Below are 20,785 nucleotides of genomic sequence, written 5' to 3'. Positions count from 1 at the left end.
TTTTTATGATGTATTTAAGTCTATTATTTTTGATTAGAAATTAACTGTTCACTAACTTTCTTATATAAAGCTGCCATATCATTTTCACCGTACCCAGCTTCACTTGCTGCTTCATATACATTTAATAGCATTTCGCTAACTGGTAAGTGAAGTTCGCTTTCTTTCGCTAAATCTACTGCAAATCCTAAATCTTTCTTTAATAAATTTACAGTAAAGCCTGGCTCGTAGTTTTCTGATGCAATGAAACTTTTATAATTGCGCTCATAAATTCTACTTTGACCGTAACTTACATTTAAAATATCAAACATTTTATCTAAATCCATATTATTCTTTTTCGCTAATGTTAAAGCTTCACTTACGCCAGCTGTATAAAAACCAATTAATAGGTTATTAATTAATTTAACAGTTGTACCACTATCAATCTGCTCACTAACATGGAAAATGTTCGCGCCTAGTACGCCCATGATAGATTCTGTTTTGTCATATACCTCTTTTGATCCACCAACCATAAACGTTAATGTACGGTTTTCAGCTCCAATTACCCCACCACTAACAGGTGCTGCTAAAAAGTCTACTTTCTTTTCCTTCGCAGCTTCCTCTAACTGTTTGTTTAACTGTGGAGATACAGTACTTGTATCAATTAAAACTACATTCGAGTGACTATTTTCAAATAATCCTTCTTCGCCAAAATATACCGCTTCAACAGCGCGAGGTGAAGGTAAACTTGTAAAAATCACATCGCATGTTTCTGCTAGTTTTGAGATTGATAAGCCAATAATTCCTCCTTCTTTTTCAAAGGAAGCTTCAGCCTCTTTATTTAAATCCACGCCATACACAGTGTAACTTGATTTAACTAAATTTTTAGACATCGGAAGACCCATGTTACCTAAACCGATAAAACCAATCTTTTTCATATCGCTTTCCTCCTATTTACACAATATACTTTCCGCGATTTATAATAGCTTTCGCAACTTCTCTCTTTTTTGTAAATACGTTCGTGTATAAAGGCACTAATAATTGACGAATTTCAGTTAAAATCACGTGTCTATCTTGTTCTTCTGTGACAGCCGCTGAAAGTATAGAAATCGCCGCTTCTTCTACTTTGCGATAGCCTTCTTCACAAATAACGTCAGTTATCATTTGTTTCGTACGCTCTTTCTCTTCACCATTTTTACTAACGGCTTTACTCGTACGTAAAAATGCTGATTCCATGACGTACACGTCCGTTAACATATTTGATAATACACGTGAATATTCTTGCTCTTGATCAATTTTTAATCCTGGAGTTTTAGAGAGCGTTTTCAAAGATTGTTTCAACAATTTTTTCGCTAATAAAATGTAACGATGGTTTCTTTCGACATTTGCTACATCAATCTCTACTTCTGTATCCTCAATTTGTTCCATTTGCTTCATTAACATTTTGGCAACTGTTAACCTATTAATTTCGTTCGTTCCTTCAAAAATACGACTAATTCTAGCATCACGATATAATCGTTCTACCTCGTACTCTTGCATATAACCATAACCACCATGGATTTGTACAGCTTCATCTACGATATGGCCTAGTGTTTCAGAAGCATTTACTTTATTAAGTGCACATTCAATTGCAAATTGAGACATTTTCTTCATAAGATCTTCATCACTCTCATGAATTGCTTCATCAATTACACCCGCTGTACGATAAGCTGCACTTTCTGCACCATATGTAGCAATGATCATATTTGCAATTTTCTCTTGAATCATCGTAAAATCTACTAATTCCGTTTGGAACTGTTTTCGCTCTTTTCCATATTGAACCGACAAACCAATTGCTTGTTTTGCTGTTCCAATATTTCCAAAAGCAAGCTTAAGTCTAGCGAAGTTAAGAATATTAAGAGCTACATGATGCCCTTTCCCAACTTCCCCTAAAACATTTTCTGCAGGGATGACAACATCTTCTAAAATAAGAGTAGCGGTTGATGAGCCTTTAATCCCCATTTTCTTTTCTTCTAGTCCAATGGATACACCTTCACATGTTCTTTCGACAATAAACGCTGTCATTCCTTTATTTGTCTTCGCAAAAACAACGTATACATCTGCCATATGAGCATTTGTAATCCATTGCTTCTCACCATTCAACTTCCAAGCAGTACCATCGTCATTTAATACTGCACTCGTTTTTGCACTTAAAGCATCAGAACCAGCATTCGGCTCAGTTAGAGCATAAGCTCCAATCCATTCTCCCGATGCAATTTTCGGCAAATATTTTTCTTTTTGTTCTTTCGTTCCGTAATATATGTAAGGCAATGTACCTACACCTGCGTGTATATTAAATGAAACGCTAAATGCACCAGCGTATCCCATTTTTTCTGCTACAAGCCCTGAAACTGCCTTTCCTAACTCAAATCCACCGTACTCTTCTGGGACCTCGATACTTAATAATCCAAGTTCTCCAGCTTTCTCAAATAATTGACGAGAAACTTTATAGTTTTGTTGTTCAATATTCTCCATTTGTGGAACAATTTCTTGTTTAACGAATTGTTCTGTCGTTTTTGCGATTAAATCTTCATCTCCTGAAAAATCTTCTGGCGTAAAGAAAGTATGATTCACATCTTTATTAAGTGAAAAAAATTCATCCCACGGTAACTTCGTTTTCTCCATCTGAATCCCCCTATCATTTCGGCTTTATTTTCTACTACATATGCTCGTCTACGATGAGTGGAATATCTTATTTTTGAAAACAGAAGGCGATGAATATTCACATCAAGCAGTTCTTTTTGCCAAAGATGTATTCTCATCGCCTTAGTTGTTTTATCCCGCTTTAATGGGCAGTAATACCCTCGCCTCAAAATTCAGCGAAAGCAAAGAAGTTATGCGGGGGTCGGGCTGCCCATTAAAGTCCGATTGGTGAGGGCTAATAATCAGTGGGGGATGAAGCCCCCACTGATTAAAGTTTCACTTTATCTATTGATCCTCTGATAATACTGTTTTTGCAATTCCAATATCTAATTCTTCAAAGTCATGATATGAAATTGTTTCATATAACTCACTTCTCGTTTGCATACTTGAAAGTGCATCTTTTTGAGAACCTGTTTCCTTAATTAAAGTAAACACATTCTCATATGCTTTCGCTGCAACGCGAAGTGAAGTTACAGGATAAATAACCATTTGGAAGCCCATATTTGCAAATTCCTCTGCACTATAATACGGCGTTTTTCCGAACTCAGTCATATTCGCAAGTAAAGGTGCATTAACTTTACTATTAAATAGACGGAACTCTTCTTCTGATTGAAGCGCTTCAGGGAATATCGCATCTGCACCTGCTTTTACATAGGCGTTCGCTCTTTCGATCGCTTCATCTAAGCCTTCTACACCGCGAGCATCTGTACGTGCCACAATATATAAGCTTGGTGCAACTTCTTTAATCGCTTTAATCTTTTGAACTAATTCTTCTGTCGTAACGAGTTTCTTACCATTTAAATGTCCACATTTCTTTGGTAATTGTTGATCTTCAATTTGAACAGCCGCAACGTTCGCTTCTAGCATTTCTACAGCTGTTCTCGCTACGTTTAATACACCGCCAAATCCTGTATCAATATCAACTAGAACTGGTAAGTCTGTAGCTCTTACTAGATCTCTTGCTCTTTCTGCTACTTCAGTAGACGTCACGATTCCTAAATCAGGTAGCCCTTTACTTGCAGTATAAGCAGCTCCTGATAAATAAAGAGCTGAAAATCCTGTATTTCTCGCAACTAAAGCTGCCATTGCATCATGAGCACCTGGAATTTGCAAAATTTCAGGTGCTTCTACTAAAGCTCGGAAGCGATTCGCGAGCTCCTCTTGTGTTGACTGTTTATTCACAACCCAAGCCATTCTAAATTCCCCCTATTATTAAATTAAGAATAGATCTACAAATTCGTTTACATTCATATTTTCTAGTTTCTCTTCATTTAAACAAGCTTCATGAATTTGTTCTTGTTGCTTACTAGAATAATGACCTGCCATATTTGCAGTGAATTTTTGAACAACTTTTGGAATTGCTTCGTCTCTACGGAAACGGTGACCAAGTGGATATTCACATTCCACGTTTTCTGTTACAGTGCCATCTTTGAAATGGACTTGAACAGCGTTGGCGATTGAGCGCTTGTTCGGGTCAAGGTAATCTAAACTGTACTGTTTGTTTTCAACAACAACCATCTTATTACGTAATTCATCTACACGTGGATCATTTGCTACTGCATCCTCATAATCGTCCGCAACGATATCTCCTTTTAATAAACCAATTGCCGTAATGTATTGTAAACAATGATCACGATCAGCTGGGTTATTTAATGGACCTTCTTTATCAATAATACGGATTGCTGACTCATGAGTTGTAATTGTAATACGATCAATTTCTTCTAATCTTTCTTTAATTTCTGGGTGTAATTTCACAGCACACTCTGCAGCTGTTTGTGCATGGAACTCTGCTGGATATGAAACTTTAAATAATACATTTTCCATTACATATGACTCTAATGGTCTTGCTAACTTTAATTCTTGTTTATTAAATAATACATCTTGGAATCCCCAGCCTGGTGCAGATAAAGCTGTTGGATAACCCATTTCACCTTTTAGAGCAGTCATTGCAAGATGAACACCGCGGCTTGTTGCATCACCTGCTGCCCATGATTTACGTGAGCCAGTATTTGGTGCATGACGATATGTACGAAGACTAGAATTATCAATCCATGCATGTGATAATGCATTAAAGATTTCTTCACGTGTTCCGCCAAGCATTTTTGCAACTACAGCAGTTGTTGCTACTTTTACATATAATACGTGGTCAAGACCGACACGGTTTAAGCTGTTTTCTAAAGCAAGTACACCTTGAATTTCATGTGCTTTAATCATCATTTCTAATACTTCACGTACTTTTAATGGTTCTTTTCCTTCTGAAATACGAACACGGCTAATATAATCTGCAACTGCTAAAATTCCGCCTAAGTTATCAGATGGATGTCCCCATTCTGCTGCAAGCCAAGTATCGTTATAGTCTAACCAACGGATCATACATCCGATATTAAATGCACCTTTCACTGGATCAAGTACATATGACGTACCTGGTACACGAGTACCATTTGGCACGATTGTTCCTGGAACAACTGGTCCTAGTAATTTCGTACATTCTGGATATTGTAATGCTAAAATTCCACATCCAAGTGTATCAAGTAATACGTAACGAGCAGTACTGAATGCTTCTGCACTAGTTACCTCTTTATTTAATACATAATCCGCAATTTCTTCTAATAATGCATCTTTTTGTTTAATTTCATTTGTTTTAATCATGCTATTCTTCCCTTTCTGTCGAAAATTCGTTATTATTAATGATGGGTGTCGGTCAAACACCCATCTGGCGGGCGGCGGAAACAACTCCCCAGTTGTTCTTATTTACTAAGTACATGTCGCTCGCCAATATAATTTACACGTGGACGGAACAATCGATTGTTCGCATGTTGCTCAATTACGTGCGCACATAGTCCCACTGTTCTAGAGCTAAAGAAGATTGGTGTGTAAAGTTGAATTGGGATACCAAGCATCCAATATACTGGCGCTGCATAATAATCAAGATTTGGATAAATTCCTTTTTCCTTCTCCATAATCTTTTCTCCAGCTTCACACATTTCATATAGTGTATAATCACCTTTTACATCACATAACTGCTTTAAAGCTTCCTTCATCATCAGTGCTCTTGGATCCATCTTCTTCATATACACACGATGTCCAAAGCCCATAATTTTTTCTTTGTTATATAGTTTCTTCTGTAACAACTCTTCAAATTTCTCAACATTACCAGCTTCTAAAAGCATGTACATAACCGCTTCGTTTGCACCGCCGTGTAAGCTACCTTTTAAAGATGCAACTGCACCTGTTAAAGCACCATATAAGTCGGATTGCGTTGATGCAATAACGCGCGCTGTAAATGTAGAGTTTGGCATTTCATGTTCACTATATAAAACAAGGGAACGATCAAAGATCTTCTCCTCAAGTTCAGTTGGTTTTTTACCTGTTAACATATAGAAGAAATTCGCACTATATGATAATTCTTTAAGTGGCTGAATTGGGTCTTCATTATTTAAAATATGATAGCTATTCGCTACAATGTTTGGTACTTTACTCAATAATTTGTACCCGCGGCTTTTGTTTACCTCTAAAGAGCGGTTTTCGATATCATTATCGTAACCAGCTAATGCGGACACACCTGTACGCAATCCATCCATCGGGTGCGTTTCTTTCGGTAATGCCTTTAATACGTTGAATACACCTTCTGGTACCGCGTATTCTTCTTTTAATTTCTTTTCAAGTTTTGCTTTTTCATCCTCATTTGGTAGATGTTCTTCCAATAAAAGGTGCACAATGTCTAAATACTCTTTTGTTTTTGAGAGTTCGATTAAATCATACCCTTGAATTACAATTTCACCTTTCACTGTGTCAAGAAACGAGATTTTCGTTTCCGCTGCCACTATACCATCTAATCCCGGGGAAAATTTTTCTTCAGCTTTCATCATTATTTCCTCCAATCCTAATAGATCTTCGTGCACATAACTGTAAGCCTTTACAATACTGTGGAACTACATTTCTATTTCAATGTATCAGAGTTTTTAGAAGATTTCAATTTATTTTATAATGATAAGTTTCCTATACTTTTACCGATGTAACAATACAATTTTTCAAAAATAATTTTCATATTTTATAAAGAAAGGACAGACTTCTTTGCGTGTCTTATTAAAATAAAATATAAAGATGACTTAGAAAATCCTACAGAATATATCATTCACCCGATTTTTTTAAGAAAATAAAAAAAACGGGTTGTATACATATACAACTCGTTTCTACATGAAATTTATTTCACTATCTCATCAATATAATTCTTATATAAAACTTATTTATTTTTAAAAAAGTTATTATTTTACATAATTAAATTAAATTTCTTTCGTTTCCTCATAGTAAGATTCAACTATATGATAGTTTTTAAAGTATTAAAGATTATAAACATCCCCTAAAATAGAATGTATTCTTTCTCAACTGATACGATTTCCCCTTCTGATTTCTCAGAAACTATCTCTAAAGAATAGTCAGGCTGAATTGAACTATTAATATATTATCCTTTAACCATTGCAAATCGTTACATTCAATTGAAATTTTCATCCTGGTTACTTCCGTTTACGCAAATTCTTTTTTACCTAATCTCTGTTTTACAAAAACAACAAAAATAATTAAAGCAAGTAACCCTGAAATTGCACTACCTGCAAATAAAATACGGTAACCAAACATTTGCGAAACAACTCCAAGTAAAATCGCACCAAGTCCAATCCCTAGATCAAATGCAGTAAAGAACGAAGCGTTAGCAACTCCTCTTTTACTCGGATCAACAATTGTAATCATCGCTGCTTGCAATGCCGGCTGTGCTGAACCGAATCCAACACCGTATAATACAGCGGCGATAATTACACCCATTAAACTATTTGAAAGTGTTAATACAACTATTGCGATAATAGTAATGCATAGTGCCGGGAGTATGATAAATACTTCACCATACTTATCTAATAGTTTTCCTGAAATTGGTCGTACAATTGTTAAAGCAACTGCATATACAAGAAAGAATGTCCCAGGATTCACATCAATTGACGATGCAAATAGCGGTAGAAATGTCGTAATCCCTCCATATGCAAATGATAAAAAGAAAACAACAATCGTAATTGTTAGAACTGATTTTTCAAACAACTGCATTTTCCCTTTTTCTTTTTGAGGTGTGAATGGCATTTTCGTCATGAACGATAATAGAACTGCCATAAAGGATAAAAGAGTCGCTAACAAGAATAGGCCGTAAAATGAATAATGTTGTACAACCGATAATCCAATCATTGGGCCGATTGCCATTGCAATTGTCATAGCCATCCCGTACCATCCCATCCCCTCACCACGGCGTGAATCTGGAATAATATCAGTTATCGCTGTTCCAACAGCTGTTGTAGAAACAGCCCATGTTACCCCATGAATAACCCGCAAAACAGCTAAAAGGACAATTGTCGACGCTAAATTATAAGAATACATCGTTATCCCAAAAAAGATGAGTCCGAAAATAATAAAAGATCTTCTACCATATTGATCTAACATTCCTCCGATAATCGGTCGTATTACAACTGCTGCTATTGTAAACATTCCCATCATGAGTCCAACTTGTGATTCATTGCCACCTATCTCTTTAATAAAAAGAGGTAGCGTTGGAACTAGTAAATAAAATCCTGTAAATAAAAATAACATTGCGAAAGTCATTTGAATAAATGATTTCGTCCATAATCGTTCCATTAAAATTCCTCCATAAATACGTATGTTCTTGCAATTAACACCTCCATTTTACATTTTCTTAATCCCTTTGCCCTCCGTAAATAGACGTATCTTTTTATAATAAATGGTCCACTACCCATTTCAATTGGTCTTACAACTTAATACGTATACCTTAGCCTAAAGTCCTATCGATATGTACCTTTATATGTGTGAAAAGAATATACTACTTTATTATCACAACTTAGGAGTGATTATTTTATGTGGGTATCTTCAAGAGTAACAGTCGTCGTTCCTTCAACCCCCGAAATACACGTTCCAGCCGTACATACGGCTAGTTCCGATGTAGGAATTGAACTTCCCGCAACTTGGCAACAATATCAAATTCCCGGTCAAGTCACCCCATCATTTTGGCATCATGGCACACATCCAAGTAGCACCACCTTCCATAGCCAAAGTTATCCTCCACTACCTCAGGCTCAAGTTTTTTATCATTTCCCTTCTATTTACTTCCAAAATTTCTACGGTACCTTTAACATCTAAATGCATCATTTTAGCGAAAATAATATGTCAATTTATTTTCAATATACAAAAAGTCGAATTCCTAGTAACTCGGAATTCGACTTTTTATGTAATCTACAAATATAAATACACTGCTAATAAAAGATTTAACTACAAATCTTACTGTTTCAAAGATTTATGTGATCCATCACAATTAGTCCCTTTTTGAGACAACCCGCACGTACAATCATTTAGTCCCTTGCCACCCAAAATCCTCTCCATATATTTTTCTATTCTGGATGTTCGAGTTTTAGTTTGTTTAGCTTGCGAAAAATAAAGGATATATGCTCTTTGGCGCCCCGGTGTAAGTGACTCAAAGGCAACTTTAAAAGTAGGTATTTCATCAAATTTATTTTGAAGCTCTTCTGGAATTATAATTTCTTTATACTCTTTCTTTTCTATTTTCAAACCTCTTTTTTCAACTTCAATAGCTTCAGTAATATATTTCTTCAAAATGGATTCCATTTCAATTATTTCTTGTATATTAATAAACCGAATCTGACGCGCCGCCTGTGTATTTTCCGTTTGTTGGACTAAAATCTTATGAGTATCCTGCAAAAATGCACCTTTATGAAACTGAAGCGCACAATATTCTTTAAATCCATGAATTAAAACTATGTTTTTTTTCGCGAACGTGTAGCAAGGATGCATCCACTTAAAATCTTTCGTTAATTCACAATCAAGAACAATACTTCTTAACTTCTCGTATTCTTCTCTCCACTTTTTTGAGCTATTTAAAAATTCATCAACTTTAGGATTCAATCTGCTGTTTGTCAATATAAAACGTCCGTCTACCTCTTCAAATCATATAAAACTTTGCATACATACTTTTTCAGCACATATGTAAGAAGACAACTCTCTATTTTCACTGAAATTCACATATCCAAGTGTAAAAGAACTTATAAAACTCGTCAACTAATAGTATGGAAACAATTAAAAAACTCTCTCTAGGAGAAAACTATTTAGTGATTTTACATAACAACTATTGATTCCTTCTCCCCTAAAAATGCTTACTATAGTAAATTTCTGTAGTAAAGTGCTAAAGAATATTTTGACTTTCTAATTTAAACGAAAAAAGCACTTAAGAATGTAATTTTTACAAATCTTAAGTGCTTTTTAATTTTTTATAAAATCTTCTTATTGCCCATTATTAGCAGGAGCTTCTCCTGCATTCCCGCCAGTATCTGGTTGTGTGGTCGCTGGTGGAGTTGTATTCCCTTGACCTCCCCCATTATTTGCTGGAGGTGTCGTATTTCCTTGGCCTCCTCCATTATTTGCTGGAGGTGTCGTATTTCCTTGGCCTCCTCCGTTATTTGCTGGAGGTGTTGTATTTCCTTGGCCTCCTCCATTATTTGCTGGAGGTGTTGTATTTCCTTGGCCTCCTCCGTTATTTGCTGGAGGTGTTGTATTTCCTTGGCCATTTCCTTCATTTTGTTTCTGTTGTTCTTCTTGTTTCTTTTGCTCTTCTAGTTTCTTTTGTTCTTCTTGCTTCTTCAGTTCCTCTTGTTGCTTTTGTTCTTCTTGTTTTTTAAGCTCTTCTTGTTTCTTTAATTCTTCTTGCTTTTTCTCTTCTTCAGTTTTTTGCTGTTGATCTTGTTTAGGTTGTTCCGTTGTATCCGGTACGCTCGTATTTGGAGAAGAATCACGTTTTTCCCCTTTTATACGCAGCTCACTACCTTCTTGAATTACACTACTTGGCATTTTAAATCTTGATTTATCTGTAGCCATCTCGCTCATCATTTCTTTAAAGATCAACTGTGCAATTTTCGTATTTTTACTACTAATATACTCGTCTTTACCATCTTTCATATACCCAGTCCATACTGCCATCGTATATTGCGGCGTATAACCTGCAAACCAACTATCACGAGTTGCACTTTCTGGAATGTTATATTGAGCTAATTGTTTTGAAGCATAGTTTGTTGTACCTGTTTTTCCAGCTACATCTAAAGAACTTATATTTGCCGCTGTACCAGTACCTGATGTCACTACTGAACGAAGCATATCAGTAATCATATATGCTGTAGAGTCAGCTATAACTTGTTTTGGTTTTTGCTCAAAACTTTGTGACTTGCCGTCTGGATAAACTACTTTCTTAACAAAATGCGGTTTTGCATACTTTCCACCATTACCAAATGTCGCATAAGCACCCGCCATTTCAGTTGGTGATACTTCGTTTGTACCAATAGCTGTAGATTCTGCTGGCGCTTTATCAAATGTAATACCTAATTTCTCAGAGAATTCCTTCGATTTATTAAGTCCTACTTCTTTTGCAGTTTTAACTGCTGGAACGTTACGTGACATTTTTAATGCTTCACGCATAGTAATTGGACCTAAATGACTTCTATCCGCATTTCGAAGTTCTTGTCCAGTTGAATATTTAAATGGAGAATCATCAATTTGATGATACGTAGCCCATTTTAAGTATTCAATAGCAGGGCCGTAATCAAAGATTGGCTTCATCGTCGAACCAGCTGCACGATCTAAATCAATTGCCATATTATGACCTTTAAATACTGCTTTATTTTCACCACGCCCACTACCTATAGCACGAACTTCACCTGTTTTCGTATCCATAAATGTGAAAGCACCTTGGAATTTATCATTTGGATAATTAATAATATTTTCATTTAAAATCTTATCCGCAAATTCCTGTGCTTTCGGGTCTAATGTTGTATAGATCTCTAAACCATCTGATCCAATATTGACATCTGGTATTTCCTTTTCTACTTCTTTCACTACTGCATCCATAAATGCAGTATGTGGCATTGCTTGAAGTTCCGTTGCTGTCTTAAGTCCCTTTGTCACTTCAACTTTCGAAGCTTCTTCCATTTCTGCCTTCGTAATATAGCCATGTCGATTCATTAATCCTAGTACAACATTTCTTCTTTCTGTTGCCCTTTGAATATTTTCCGTTTTTGTTGGATCGTAGTTATTAGGTGCTTTCGGCAAACCTGCAAGCATCGCAACTTCTGGTAATGTTAACTCTTTTAATTCTTTACCATAGTAATTTTGTGCCGCAGTTGCGATTCCATATGAACGGTTTCCTAAATTAATTTTATTTAAATACATTTCTAAAATTTCATGTTTTGAATACTGTTGTTCTAGCTTATACGCTAAATATACTTCTTGAACTTTACGTTTTGATGTTTTTTCCATCGATAAGAAGTAGTTTTTAATAACCTGTTGTGTTATTGTACTTCCACCTTGTGAGCCGTAATCTCCTTTAAGACTCACTAACACAGCACGGGCAGTACCTTTAAAGTCTACTCCGCTATGCTCATAAAAGCGTGCATCCTCTGTTGCTAAAAATGCATTTTCTACTAATTTAGGTATTTGATCATACGTAACATTCGTCCGTTTCTCTTTCCCGTATTCATATACCAAATCGCCATTTTTATCATAAATTTTTGAGGATAACGGATTAACAAGTTTTGCTTTCTCAAGTTTTGGTGCATCCTTAATCATGACGAAGAAGGTAGCAACCCCCGCCACTAAACCAACAATACCAAGTAATAAACAAGTAATTAAAAACTTACGAAAAAATGATGTTTTCCCTTTTGGTTTTTGTGTTTTAGAAGCTGGCTGTTTTTTCTTTTTAACTTGTCGTCGCTCCTCTCGAGAACGATAATTTTCTGACATGTTACTTTCTCCTGCCTTTCAATTCTCCCGTTGATTTACTTAAAAATATTGAGGTCACTTTCTAAACTGAATTTAATTAAGAAAGTATATTGACCTGGAGCATTCAATATTTTCCTAATTCACAGATTATAAATTTTAGAATACTTCTTATACAAACTATTTTCACTTCTATTTTTCCTAATAATGCTGCCCCTTTAAGCATAGAATGTAAAAAGTGAATTTTTCATACCTCGTATAAATAATATACCTTTTTTTCAAATGGTCAATATTTTCTTATTTATAAATCAAAGGTGAAATAAAAATAGCACAACGATATGTACTTCGTGTGAACTTCCTTATAATTACGTATAACGAACATTTAATATATTGCATATAAGTATAATACCTCTTTAATTATATGGATTTCAACACCAGAACCCCAATACCTACAAGAGATTATTAAAAATGAAAAGTGAGGAATTCCATAATGATGAAGCTATCTCCCGTGATTTCAAAAAGTATAGTTGCTGTTGGCTATAATCCTTTTTCAATGATTTTACGCATTCAATTAAAGAGTGGAATGTATGATTTCTTTAATGTGCCTGAAAACATTTACACTGGTTTATTAAGCGCACAATCTAAAACTAATTATCACAATACTTATATTAAAAATTCTTACCGCTATACTAAAATTTAAACTTGAACAGAATGAAAAAAAGAAAGGCGGTAGTCCTCCTTTCTTTTTGAAATTATTTCCCGACTCAGCTAGCGTCTATCCCTCTTATTCATTTCACCATATGCTCGAATTTGTTTTTTCAAACGCCGATCTGCTTTTTTATCATGTACAATTAATATCGCATGTATAACTCCTGGAACCCAAAATATTAATGTTAATATGAAGTTAATTATCGCTTGAAATGGTTTGCCGCAAAATAATACGGCTACAGGTGGAAGAAGAATTGCCAATAAATACATCATCTCTTGAAAACTCCTTGTTTTGTATTTTTTATCTCTCTTCATACACTAATAAAACCAATTATCTTTGTATTTCATCTAATAACTGTTCTACTGTTATATATTCTATTCCAATGCAAAAAAACCTACTATTTCAACTTTTCTACGTATGTAAAATTGAAATTTTACATACCTCCTTTACATGAATAATTTCATACTTTTATTTTTTTCTAATCTTTCTTCTTTCTCTATGATAGTGAATCCAATCGCAGAAATAGCAGTTCCTATCGCTTGTATCCAAATACCAATGAGTGCTATTATCTTCTCATTCTTCTTATCAACCATACTGTCTTCATGTTCTATTTCGTTCTTTGATACATTAATAATACCTTGATACGCTTGAAGTCCAGCACCTAAACTTTGCAAAGAATTGCCTAGTATTATAATTCTTTGTATCGCTTTCATTTGAAGCAAAGCTGCTTCGACTCCTAAAAAAGCTCCTATCGATTGTAAACTGTTCCCGACAATAATGAGATAATCATTCTCTTTCAATTGTTCATTTATATTAAAATATGTTCCTATTACATTGGATATATTCCCTAACGCTAATAACTCAATGCCCATTTTATCGAGCATTTCACTTTTATTCTCCAAACATATATTTTGATTTTCTTTTTCGCCTTCCTCTTCGGTATCATTACTCGCTATAATTTGTAATATATACCCGAGGGCTTGTAACGAGCTTCCTACAATTACAAGATCTGATTCAACTTTCTCTTCTCCAATAAATCCTCTTGTCGCCCCAATAGCCGCCGTAAGATTTCCACCTACTTGATACCATGCTCCCGTCACTTTTAAACCGCTTGGATTCATTCTTATCACCTATTTAGAAATTTTCTATCGCTTTCGAAATACATAAATGACATCCTCTTTCTCATATTTATTTTCCACATGTAATTTTGTGCATTCTATAATGTGTTAAAAATACAAAAAAGCACCTTTAAGGTACTTTTTATACAAAGTGTGTATCACTGAAAATATGCTAATTCAATGTATATTTACATACATTCTGGGCATGTCAATGAAGATCCATTTTTATCTATTGTTATATTTAATATATATTTAATCGCATTACGTGACCACATTTCAGGTGTGGGTGAGTCATTTACATACTGTGGTGCACATGAATACAGCATTGGAGTGCTAATGCTCCCGCCTGGATCTAAAGCAACAACAGCCATACCATTGGGTAACTCAAGTGCCATAGATTTCGTGATACCTTCAATTGCAAACTTTGAGGCACAATATGGCGCCAGCTCAGCTTCTCCCTCCCGGCCCCAACTAGAACTCATATTAATAATCATTCCTTCTTTCCTAGCTACCATCGCTGGGACAAATGCCCTAATTACATTTACTACACCATTTACGTTTACATTCATTACATTTTCGAATTCTTGAGCTGTTACTTTCCACAGTGGCGCATTTTTATTAACAATCGATGCATTATTTATTAATAAATCAGGTGCTCTATGTCTATGCAGTGTATAATTTGCCCAACTACTTACTTGCTGGGAGTCTGAAACATCAATTATTTGAAAATCATGTATATGACCGTAATATTTTTTCAATTCTTCAATTTTATCTTTTGAACGCCCACAGCCATATATAGTCCATCCCAATTCATGAAATCGATCAACCATTGCACGACCTAACCCTTGCGTCACTCCTGTAATCATTACAATTTTCCCAATTTCGTTTCGCTTCAAATATCTCTCCTCCTTTACAACATTTTACACTCTTCCTTTTCATTCAGCCATTTACTAAAGTATCAGCTCATTTCATACTTTAGAAGGATTTTTTATGTAAACAAAAAGAGTAACCATAACAGTTACTCATGCTTATATATCAAAAACATCATTATTTATTTCGTTATTGCTTTTATATTTCCGCTTCTTTTTCCCACATTTCTTACACCGATACATATAAGCTACACCTAGATTATCTACTTTTGTTTAAATTCTCAATCTCATTTTGCAACTTTTTGAATTGTTCAAAATGCATAGTGATAGATTGACTATTGCCATAATCAATACTATGCTTCACAAATAAAACACCAGTGTCATGAAAAATTGCTTCCAGTTCTTTTCTGATGGATACTTTCATTATATGTGCTGTTTTAATAGCCGATAAAATTGCAATTTCATTAAACTTTAATTTAATTTCATTTGGACAAAATGCTTCTTCAACCAATATAACTTCATTGCTATAAATAAGTGCAACAAGATTACTTGATTTTGCATCTGTTAAATCTACTTTTTTTATAACATTATTCATTACATTTTGCCTCCTTTGATTTCGTATATATTAATTATACAATTGTTTTTTAAAATTAATCGACCTTACATTAATTTTAACATACTTTTATTGTAGGATTAAGCTACACTTCAAACGTTTTACTATTCCACAATTTTTGTTACATGAACCATTTGGACTATAAAACCATATAGTAGTGTTAACAAATGATTGTAAAGCGGGTGAAAACTATGCCATCAGTTGTAGGGAATTTAGTTGTACAAAATAGTAATGGTTCATTTAACTTAGGTGATTTCTACAACGTTTCTCCGAAAGAAAATACGAAGGCTTATAATGGATCTGGTGCTTCAAACGTTGGTTTTGTTGTTAATACTTTTAATGGTGTGAGCGCGACTAATACGTTTGATTCTGACCTTGCAGATCAAAACCAAGTAGGTACAGCGTAGTCCTATTTTTTTCATCGTACTGTTTAGGAATAATAAATTTGTCTATACTATAATCAGGCTGTTACACAGCTATTAATGATTTTTGGAGTACCCTATCTTTTTCTCCCTTTCCCTGGGGCTTAGCAGCTAGTATGAAGCTAGCTGCTTTTTCGTTTCATTTTTTCTGTTCCTCATCTAACAAAAATAAAAAGCTAAAATTTAAATTTCAGCTTTCTTTACGTTATTTCAATAATATCTGTAGTATTAAATACGTAAGTTTTATAAAATGCGTCCGTACATATTACAATGCGCTTTAGCGGGTTTATATGCACAACTGTCATATAACTTGTAAGTATGTAGCCATCTTCAAAATATGTCACCAATATTTCTTTCTCAGACAATAATGACGTTAATAATTTATCAGAAATTCTCTCTTTTGCATCTTTTGTTAAAAGCGGTTTTTGTACTTTAAACTTCTCTCCAACAATCTTTCGCGTACTTAATAACTGTTCCGACATTACTGTAAATGGAACCCATTCTCTTTCTGCTTTCTGCACCTTTACATCATTCATTTCTTTATCTCCTTGATCATTTATCCATTTTATTTCACATATATTGTTACTCAATTATTTTTTCATAATGATAGGCTCATATTTCCCCAGCATTAACAAGTAGTAAAGCACCCACCTTAAAATCCTCATATGTGATGTATATAAGTCGAAAATCAATCGCCCGTAGACGTCGAATTGATGAAAGCTAATAATCAATGGACGATAAGCACCTTACTGATTAATGTTTCACTTTATTTCTAATTCATATATTATCTGTATTCAAAAGAACACTCGTTCCAATTATACACGAACATACATTCTTTTGAGAAGAGTTATAATTATATTTTTAACAAAATATAATTCAAATCATTTTCTTATACATTTATCCATCATTGATTTTCTTCTTCATCAAATGAGTTTTTCACTTCCTATTTAATAGACAGTTAACATATTTACTAAAAAAAGCGACTTCATACAAAATGAAGTCGCTTTTTTCTAATAACGTATATTTCTATATTTATTTTTCTATCCTGACAAGTGTTCTTTCTGGAATCAAAATTTCATCAATTTTAAAATGATTTATTTTTAATTTTAATTCCCCTACTCGTTCCTTATCTTCATCACCAACCCAACAACTGAATAATTCAAAATAGTCACCTTCTTTTAAATATCCATCCATAATCGAACATAAAGCTAATAGCTTTTTTTTAGCTTCTTTCTTCTCCTTTTCAGTTTGCCACTCATTAAGTTCAATGCCCCAACTCGTTGAAACTTCATACGTGTAACTTGTTTGGAATTGAAACTCTTGTATAATTTCAAGCATACTTTCATCTGAAAAACACGATCCAAAGACAATTACATCATTAGAATCTGGATCCGTTAACGGAATTTCTACATTGCAACCTATATAACTTGCTAAACTCATTTTTACTCCTCCAATATTCGTATACAAAATATTTCATATGAACATTTATCTACTCAAATATAAAATCCCTGCCTAAACGAAAAAGTTTTAATTTTTCAAGTTTATTAACCAACTATAAATGAAAGCATATATTATAAAGAACGAACTCACAAAATTTAGGGAATTTATAACCGACTACAATTCGTTCCTTATGAATTTCCATGAAAAGAGAGCAATGTAAACACTCTCTTTTCGTACATACTGTATAAAACTATTAATAATTGGTCCTAATTATTAAATATATTTTGGTTGTACTATTATATGTAACTCCCTCTCTGTTTCTGCTTTTTTTGGATTGCGAAAATACTCTAATTCGTATTTTAATACTTCATACTCAACCATCCCAATTTTAATCCCTTTCGTTTCCTTTAAAATAGCTAATAAGTTACTTATATCTTCATCATATGATTCAAAAACCTTCCCTCCACCTTCTCTTTGAAAAATTACTTTCATATTTTCTCCTCCTACATAATATATTGATCTATTAAATCATTTGTTTAAAGTATTCTTTTTTTATCCTAAAAATTTCATACTAAAAAAGAACATCCTTTTTTAGTAGAATGCTCTGCTTTTCACTTCATTTCGCATCAATATTTTCCAATAATATTGTATGTTTCATTCTGCAAATTATGCTTATCCATTTCAATAAAATAAAATTTAAATCAATTAGGATTTTGTTCATTCTCGACTAATAATTAGCCTACAAATAGTGGGAGGAAATTGTTAAATTTACTTTATATTTAATGACATTAAACAAAAGGAACATTATAATATCAACATTCTTTGAAGCATTAATCATTCCAACTTAAATTAATTACATAAATTCCCATTGTAATTCTTAATATTTAAATGTAATATTATATTGTCTTACTATCTATTTATAACTCACACACTAATTAGAAAAGGGAACCTATATAGGTTCCCTTTTCTAATTACAATCATTATTTCTTTTCTAGAAATTCAAATGTATTTTTAAAGTCTTTATCATTCACCTTAATATCAGCATCTTTCAATAAATCATTGACTACTTGTTGTTTCCATTTACCTGTCGTATCTTGTAGTCTTTGCTGTTCTATATCTTTACGAATTTGATCTTTTACTTCATCAAATGGTTTCAATTCTTTTTTATCTGTCACTTTAATAATATGGTACCCGTAAGTTGTTTTTACCGGCTCACTTACTTGTCCTGCATCTAATTTATATGCAGCTTCCTCAAATTCTTTCACCGTTTGCCCTGGAGCAAAACCAGTTATTTCTCCGCCTTGTTCTTTTGAACCAGTATCCTCCGAATATTGCTTCGCTAAAGCTGCAAAATCTTCACCATTATTTACTTTCTCTTTCACTTCTTTAGCAGTCTTTTCATCTTTCACTAAAATGTGACTTACTTTCATTTCTGGTTTATAGTTTTCTTTTACATCTTTTTCTGTAACAGTCGCTTTAATCGCTTTCTCAAATGCAATTTCTGGCTTCATTTTTTCTTTTAATTCATCTTCGTTTTTCAATCCAACTTGCTCTAAAGTCGATTTGAAGTTGTCGCCCATTTTATCTTTTGCTTCTTCTACTTGTTTTTTTGCTTCCTCATCTGAAACTTTATATTTATCTAGCAATGCCTTACTTAACACCATTTGGTATAAAGTACTTTCCCCATATTTTTGTCTTAATTCTTTACTTAACTCTTTCTCTGTAACATTTCCTACTTTTGATGTTACTACGTTGTCTGAGGAACCACATGCAGATAATGCCAGTACTACACATGAAATAATTGTTCCTACAAATAGCTTTTTCTTTTTCAATTCAAAATACCTCACTTTTATTATTATATAAGAATAACTATACAATGTACTTGTGTTAACAATGTGTTTTCCACATGTAATTCATTTCATTTGATTGAACTATGGATCTTGTTCTTTTTTCAATAATTAAAGGTCATCTTACTATGTATCAGCAAGATAACCCTTTACGTATTCCTAAAACATTTGTTTACTTATAAGTGCTTAATATTTAAATGTTCTTCCAATATCCAATTATTTTGCCCGATATCTACCGCATTTTTCGCTCTGTCCCACACACGAAAAGATTTTGAACCATCAATATTTCCTTTATAGTTTATACATTCAGGCTCTGCATAGTAGTTAACCCCATACCCAATGGGATATTTTGAAGATGCATAAAACCATTTCACATCAAAATGTTTTACATATACCCACTGTTTATCATTGCCTAAGCAAATCATATTTTTATCTGCCTCTTCCCAATAACCACGTATGACTACATATGGCGTTTTTTGAGTGATTGTACCTGTAAACTGAGGATTCGCAGGATTTTCATATACATTTATGCCATATCCATCATCATATTTTGAAACTGCAATACCAATACCATTTTGTTGCTGCGTATCCTCCTTGTCAGATAGAATAGATTGATTTACTTCATCTGAGCCTAGAAACCAAGATAGCGACTTATTTCCTATTAATTGATTCAAATCGCATTTCCCAATACCAGGAACATTTCCTGAATCAGTATATTGCCAAATATCACACGGATATGCTGGCTTATTCCCTCCATAACGAGGTATCCATACAAAATCAACTTCAATATTATGTGCACCAAATGATACATACGTATGATGCCCCACATATAGCCCTACTTTTTTCGCACCTAAACGGCGTAATTCGTCTATAAACGCTTGTGTCCCCCCTTGCATATCCATCATCGTTTGAATTTCTACGTCCACCACCCAAAACTTAGCAGATTTATCGCCGCGATTCCAAAAATCTTGTGCCTCTTTCCTTGCATCAGCAATAGATATAAAACGACAAAATGCATAATTACCAAATGGAATACTGCGTTTCTTCATTTCATTCACATAATTTTGATACATAAAATCTACCGTATTCGAGCCATCTTGAACTCTAGCAATAACTAAATCTAGCTGAGATGCTGCATTATCCCAATCAATAGTTCCATTCCATTTTGAAATATCGATAATATACCCCAATACAATTCATCTCCTTTTTATTATCATATTCAAAGCTTGTCTTATTGAAAGCCCCTTATGCCTAATACTAGCTATCTATAATATAAATAAAGAA

Annotated in this window: 20 protein-coding genes; 3 read left to right on the top strand and 17 right to left on the bottom strand. The window is 33.8% G+C overall.

Annotation, left to right across the window (positions count from 1 at the left end):
* Positions 1-23 precede the first annotated feature (23 nt).
* The 6 genes from BAQ44_RS23505 to BAQ44_RS23475 form a co-directional block, all read right to left on the bottom strand.
* Positions 24-914, bottom strand: a complete 891-nt coding sequence (locus tag BAQ44_RS23505) for an NAD(P)-dependent oxidoreductase (protein ID WP_063261133.1) — start codon at positions 912-914, stop codon at positions 24-26.
* 16 nt (positions 915-930) lie between these two features.
* The gene (locus BAQ44_RS23500; protein ID WP_071724143.1) at positions 931-2,640 is read right to left on the bottom strand and encodes an acyl-CoA dehydrogenase FadE; all 1,710 of its coding nucleotides are present in this window, start codon (positions 2,638-2,640) and stop codon (positions 931-933) included.
* Between the two features lie 303 nt (positions 2,641-2,943).
* Positions 2,944-3,852 (bottom strand): methylisocitrate lyase, encoded by a 909-nt coding sequence (gene prpB / locus BAQ44_RS23495; RefSeq protein WP_071724140.1) that lies wholly within the window; start codon positions 3,850-3,852, stop codon positions 2,944-2,946.
* Positions 3,853-3,870: 18 nt separating this feature from the next.
* Positions 3,871-5,307, bottom strand: coding sequence for a 2-methylcitrate dehydratase (prpD, locus tag BAQ44_RS23490; RefSeq protein ID WP_000598119.1), 1,437 nt, complete (start codon positions 5,305-5,307; stop codon positions 3,871-3,873).
* Positions 5,308-5,405: 98 nt separating this feature from the next.
* Positions 5,406-6,527, bottom strand: a complete 1,122-nt coding sequence (gene mmgD / locus BAQ44_RS23485) for a citrate synthase (RefSeq protein WP_071724138.1) — start codon at positions 6,525-6,527, stop codon at positions 5,406-5,408.
* 655 nt (positions 6,528-7,182) lie between these two features.
* The gene (locus tag BAQ44_RS23475; RefSeq protein ID WP_071724136.1) at positions 7,183-8,328 is read right to left on the bottom strand and encodes an MFS transporter; all 1,146 of its coding nucleotides are present in this window, start codon (positions 8,326-8,328) and stop codon (positions 7,183-7,185) included.
* A 237-nt stretch (positions 8,329-8,565) separates the two neighbouring features.
* Between BAQ44_RS23475 and BAQ44_RS23470 the strand changes: the two genes are divergently transcribed.
* Entirely contained in the window at positions 8,566-8,847 is a 282-nt protein-coding gene (locus tag BAQ44_RS23470) for a hypothetical protein (protein ID WP_061679125.1), read from the top strand.
* 138 nt (positions 8,848-8,985) lie between these two features.
* Here the strand turns inward: BAQ44_RS23470 and BAQ44_RS23465 are convergent, their stop codons facing one another.
* Entirely contained in the window at positions 8,986-9,642 is a 657-nt protein-coding gene (locus tag BAQ44_RS23465) for a YdeI/OmpD-associated family protein (protein ID WP_084669619.1), read from the bottom strand.
* Between the two features lie 360 nt (positions 9,643-10,002).
* A complete protein-coding gene (locus BAQ44_RS23460; RefSeq protein WP_071724133.1) occupies positions 10,003-12,507 on the bottom strand; it encodes a PBP1A family penicillin-binding protein in 2,505 nt (834 codons plus the stop codon).
* A 466-nt stretch (positions 12,508-12,973) separates the two neighbouring features.
* Between BAQ44_RS23460 and BAQ44_RS23455 the strand changes: the two genes are divergently transcribed.
* Complete coding sequence (locus BAQ44_RS23455) at positions 12,974-13,183, top strand: KTSC domain-containing protein (protein WP_063262815.1); 210 nt, start codon at positions 12,974-12,976, stop codon at positions 13,181-13,183.
* Between the two features lie 68 nt (positions 13,184-13,251).
* On the opposite strand, the gene BAQ44_RS23450 is transcribed toward BAQ44_RS23455, so the two are convergent.
* The 4 genes from BAQ44_RS23450 to BAQ44_RS23435 form a co-directional block, all read right to left on the bottom strand.
* Positions 13,252-13,464, bottom strand: coding sequence for a YqaE/Pmp3 family membrane protein (locus BAQ44_RS23450; protein WP_071724131.1), 213 nt, complete (start codon positions 13,462-13,464; stop codon positions 13,252-13,254).
* 174 nt (positions 13,465-13,638) lie between these two features.
* Entirely contained in the window at positions 13,639-14,313 is a 675-nt protein-coding gene (locus tag BAQ44_RS23445) for a DUF6944 family repetitive protein (RefSeq protein ID WP_071724129.1), read from the bottom strand.
* Positions 14,314-14,498: 185 nt separating this feature from the next.
* Positions 14,499-15,206, bottom strand: coding sequence for an SDR family oxidoreductase (locus tag BAQ44_RS23440; RefSeq protein WP_071724127.1), 708 nt, complete (start codon positions 15,204-15,206; stop codon positions 14,499-14,501).
* A 232-nt stretch (positions 15,207-15,438) separates the two neighbouring features.
* On the bottom strand, positions 15,439-15,774 hold the full coding sequence (locus tag BAQ44_RS23435; RefSeq protein WP_061679481.1) for a hypothetical protein: 336 nt from the start codon (positions 15,772-15,774) through the stop codon (positions 15,439-15,441).
* Positions 15,775-15,983: 209 nt separating this feature from the next.
* On the opposite strand from BAQ44_RS23435, the gene gerPF reads away from it, so the two are divergent.
* Positions 15,984-16,199 carry a spore germination protein GerPF gene (gerPF, locus tag BAQ44_RS23430; RefSeq protein ID WP_001141565.1) on the top strand — a complete coding sequence of 72 codons (216 nt, stop codon included), beginning with the start codon at positions 15,984-15,986 and terminating at the stop codon, positions 16,197-16,199.
* Between the two features lie 215 nt (positions 16,200-16,414).
* Here the strand turns inward: gerPF and BAQ44_RS23425 are convergent, their stop codons facing one another.
* The 5 genes from BAQ44_RS23425 to BAQ44_RS23405 all read right to left on the bottom strand — a co-directional run bounded on the left by BAQ44_RS23425 (position 16,415) and on the right by BAQ44_RS23405 (position 20,691).
* Positions 16,415-16,750, bottom strand: a complete 336-nt coding sequence (locus BAQ44_RS23425; RefSeq protein WP_061679482.1) for a YolD-like family protein — start codon at positions 16,748-16,750, stop codon at positions 16,415-16,417.
* Positions 16,751-17,246: 496 nt separating this feature from the next.
* Positions 17,247-17,654: a hypothetical protein gene (locus BAQ44_RS23420; RefSeq protein ID WP_071724125.1), complete on the bottom strand. Its 408-nt coding sequence runs from the start codon at positions 17,652-17,654 to the stop codon at positions 17,247-17,249.
* A gap of 273 nt (positions 17,655-17,927) precedes the next feature.
* Positions 17,928-18,146, bottom strand: a complete 219-nt coding sequence (locus BAQ44_RS23415; RefSeq protein WP_061679484.1) for a hypothetical protein — start codon at positions 18,144-18,146, stop codon at positions 17,928-17,930.
* A gap of 488 nt (positions 18,147-18,634) precedes the next feature.
* Positions 18,635-19,486, bottom strand: a complete 852-nt coding sequence (locus BAQ44_RS23410) for a peptidylprolyl isomerase PrsA (RefSeq protein ID WP_061679485.1) — start codon at positions 19,484-19,486, stop codon at positions 18,635-18,637.
* A 191-nt stretch (positions 19,487-19,677) separates the two neighbouring features.
* Positions 19,678-20,691, bottom strand: a complete 1,014-nt coding sequence (locus BAQ44_RS23405; RefSeq protein WP_071724123.1) for a glycoside hydrolase family 25 protein — start codon at positions 20,689-20,691, stop codon at positions 19,678-19,680.
* Positions 20,692-20,785 lie beyond the last annotated feature (94 nt).

It is taken from the genome of Bacillus mobilis (genome assembly GCF_001884045.1).
Taxonomy (GTDB): domain Bacteria; phylum Bacillota; class Bacilli; order Bacillales; family Bacillaceae_G; genus Bacillus_A; species Bacillus_A mobilis.
Note: the sequence above shows the minus strand (reverse complement) of the source record. Positions and strands in the feature narration are given on the sequence as shown.

Coding starts and splice junctions, on each gene's coding strand:
- BAQ44_RS23505 (WP_063261133.1), bottom strand. CDS start 914: ATGAAAAAGATTGGTTTTATCGGTTTAGGTAACATGGGTCTTCCGATG.
- BAQ44_RS23500 (WP_071724143.1), bottom strand. CDS start 2,640: ATGGAGAAAACGAAGTTACCGTGGGATGAATTTTTTTCACTTAATAAA.
- prpB (WP_071724140.1), bottom strand. CDS start 3,852: ATGGCTTGGGTTGTGAATAAACAGTCAACACAAGAGGAGCTCGCGAAT.
- prpD (WP_000598119.1), bottom strand. CDS start 5,307: ATGATTAAAACAAATGAAATTAAACAAAAAGATGCATTATTAGAAGAA.
- mmgD (WP_071724138.1), bottom strand. CDS start 6,527: ATGATGAAAGCTGAAGAAAAATTTTCCCCGGGATTAGATGGTATAGTG.
- BAQ44_RS23475 (WP_071724136.1), bottom strand. CDS start 8,328: ATGGAACGATTATGGACGAAATCATTTATTCAAATGACTTTCGCAATG.
- BAQ44_RS23470 (WP_061679125.1), top strand. CDS start 8,566: ATGTGGGTATCTTCAAGAGTAACAGTCGTCGTTCCTTCAACCCCCGAA.
- BAQ44_RS23460 (WP_071724133.1), bottom strand. CDS start 12,507: ATGTCAGAAAATTATCGTTCTCGAGAGGAGCGACGACAAGTTAAAAAG.
- BAQ44_RS23455 (WP_063262815.1), top strand. CDS start 12,974: ATGATGAAGCTATCTCCCGTGATTTCAAAAAGTATAGTTGCTGTTGGC.
- BAQ44_RS23450 (WP_071724131.1), bottom strand. CDS start 13,464: ATGATGTATTTATTGGCAATTCTTCTTCCACCTGTAGCCGTATTATTT.
- BAQ44_RS23445 (WP_071724129.1), bottom strand. CDS start 14,313: ATGAATCCAAGCGGTTTAAAAGTGACGGGAGCATGGTATCAAGTAGGT.
- BAQ44_RS23435 (WP_061679481.1), bottom strand. CDS start 15,774: ATGAATAATGTTATAAAAAAAGTAGATTTAACAGATGCAAAATCAAGT.
- gerPF (WP_001141565.1), top strand. CDS start 15,984: ATGCCATCAGTTGTAGGGAATTTAGTTGTACAAAATAGTAATGGTTCA.
- BAQ44_RS23425 (WP_061679482.1), bottom strand. CDS start 16,750: ATGAATGATGTAAAGGTGCAGAAAGCAGAAAGAGAATGGGTTCCATTT.
- BAQ44_RS23420 (WP_071724125.1), bottom strand. CDS start 17,654: ATGAGTTTAGCAAGTTATATAGGTTGCAATGTAGAAATTCCGTTAACG.
- BAQ44_RS23415 (WP_061679484.1), bottom strand. CDS start 18,146: ATGAAAGTAATTTTTCAAAGAGAAGGTGGAGGGAAGGTTTTTGAATCA.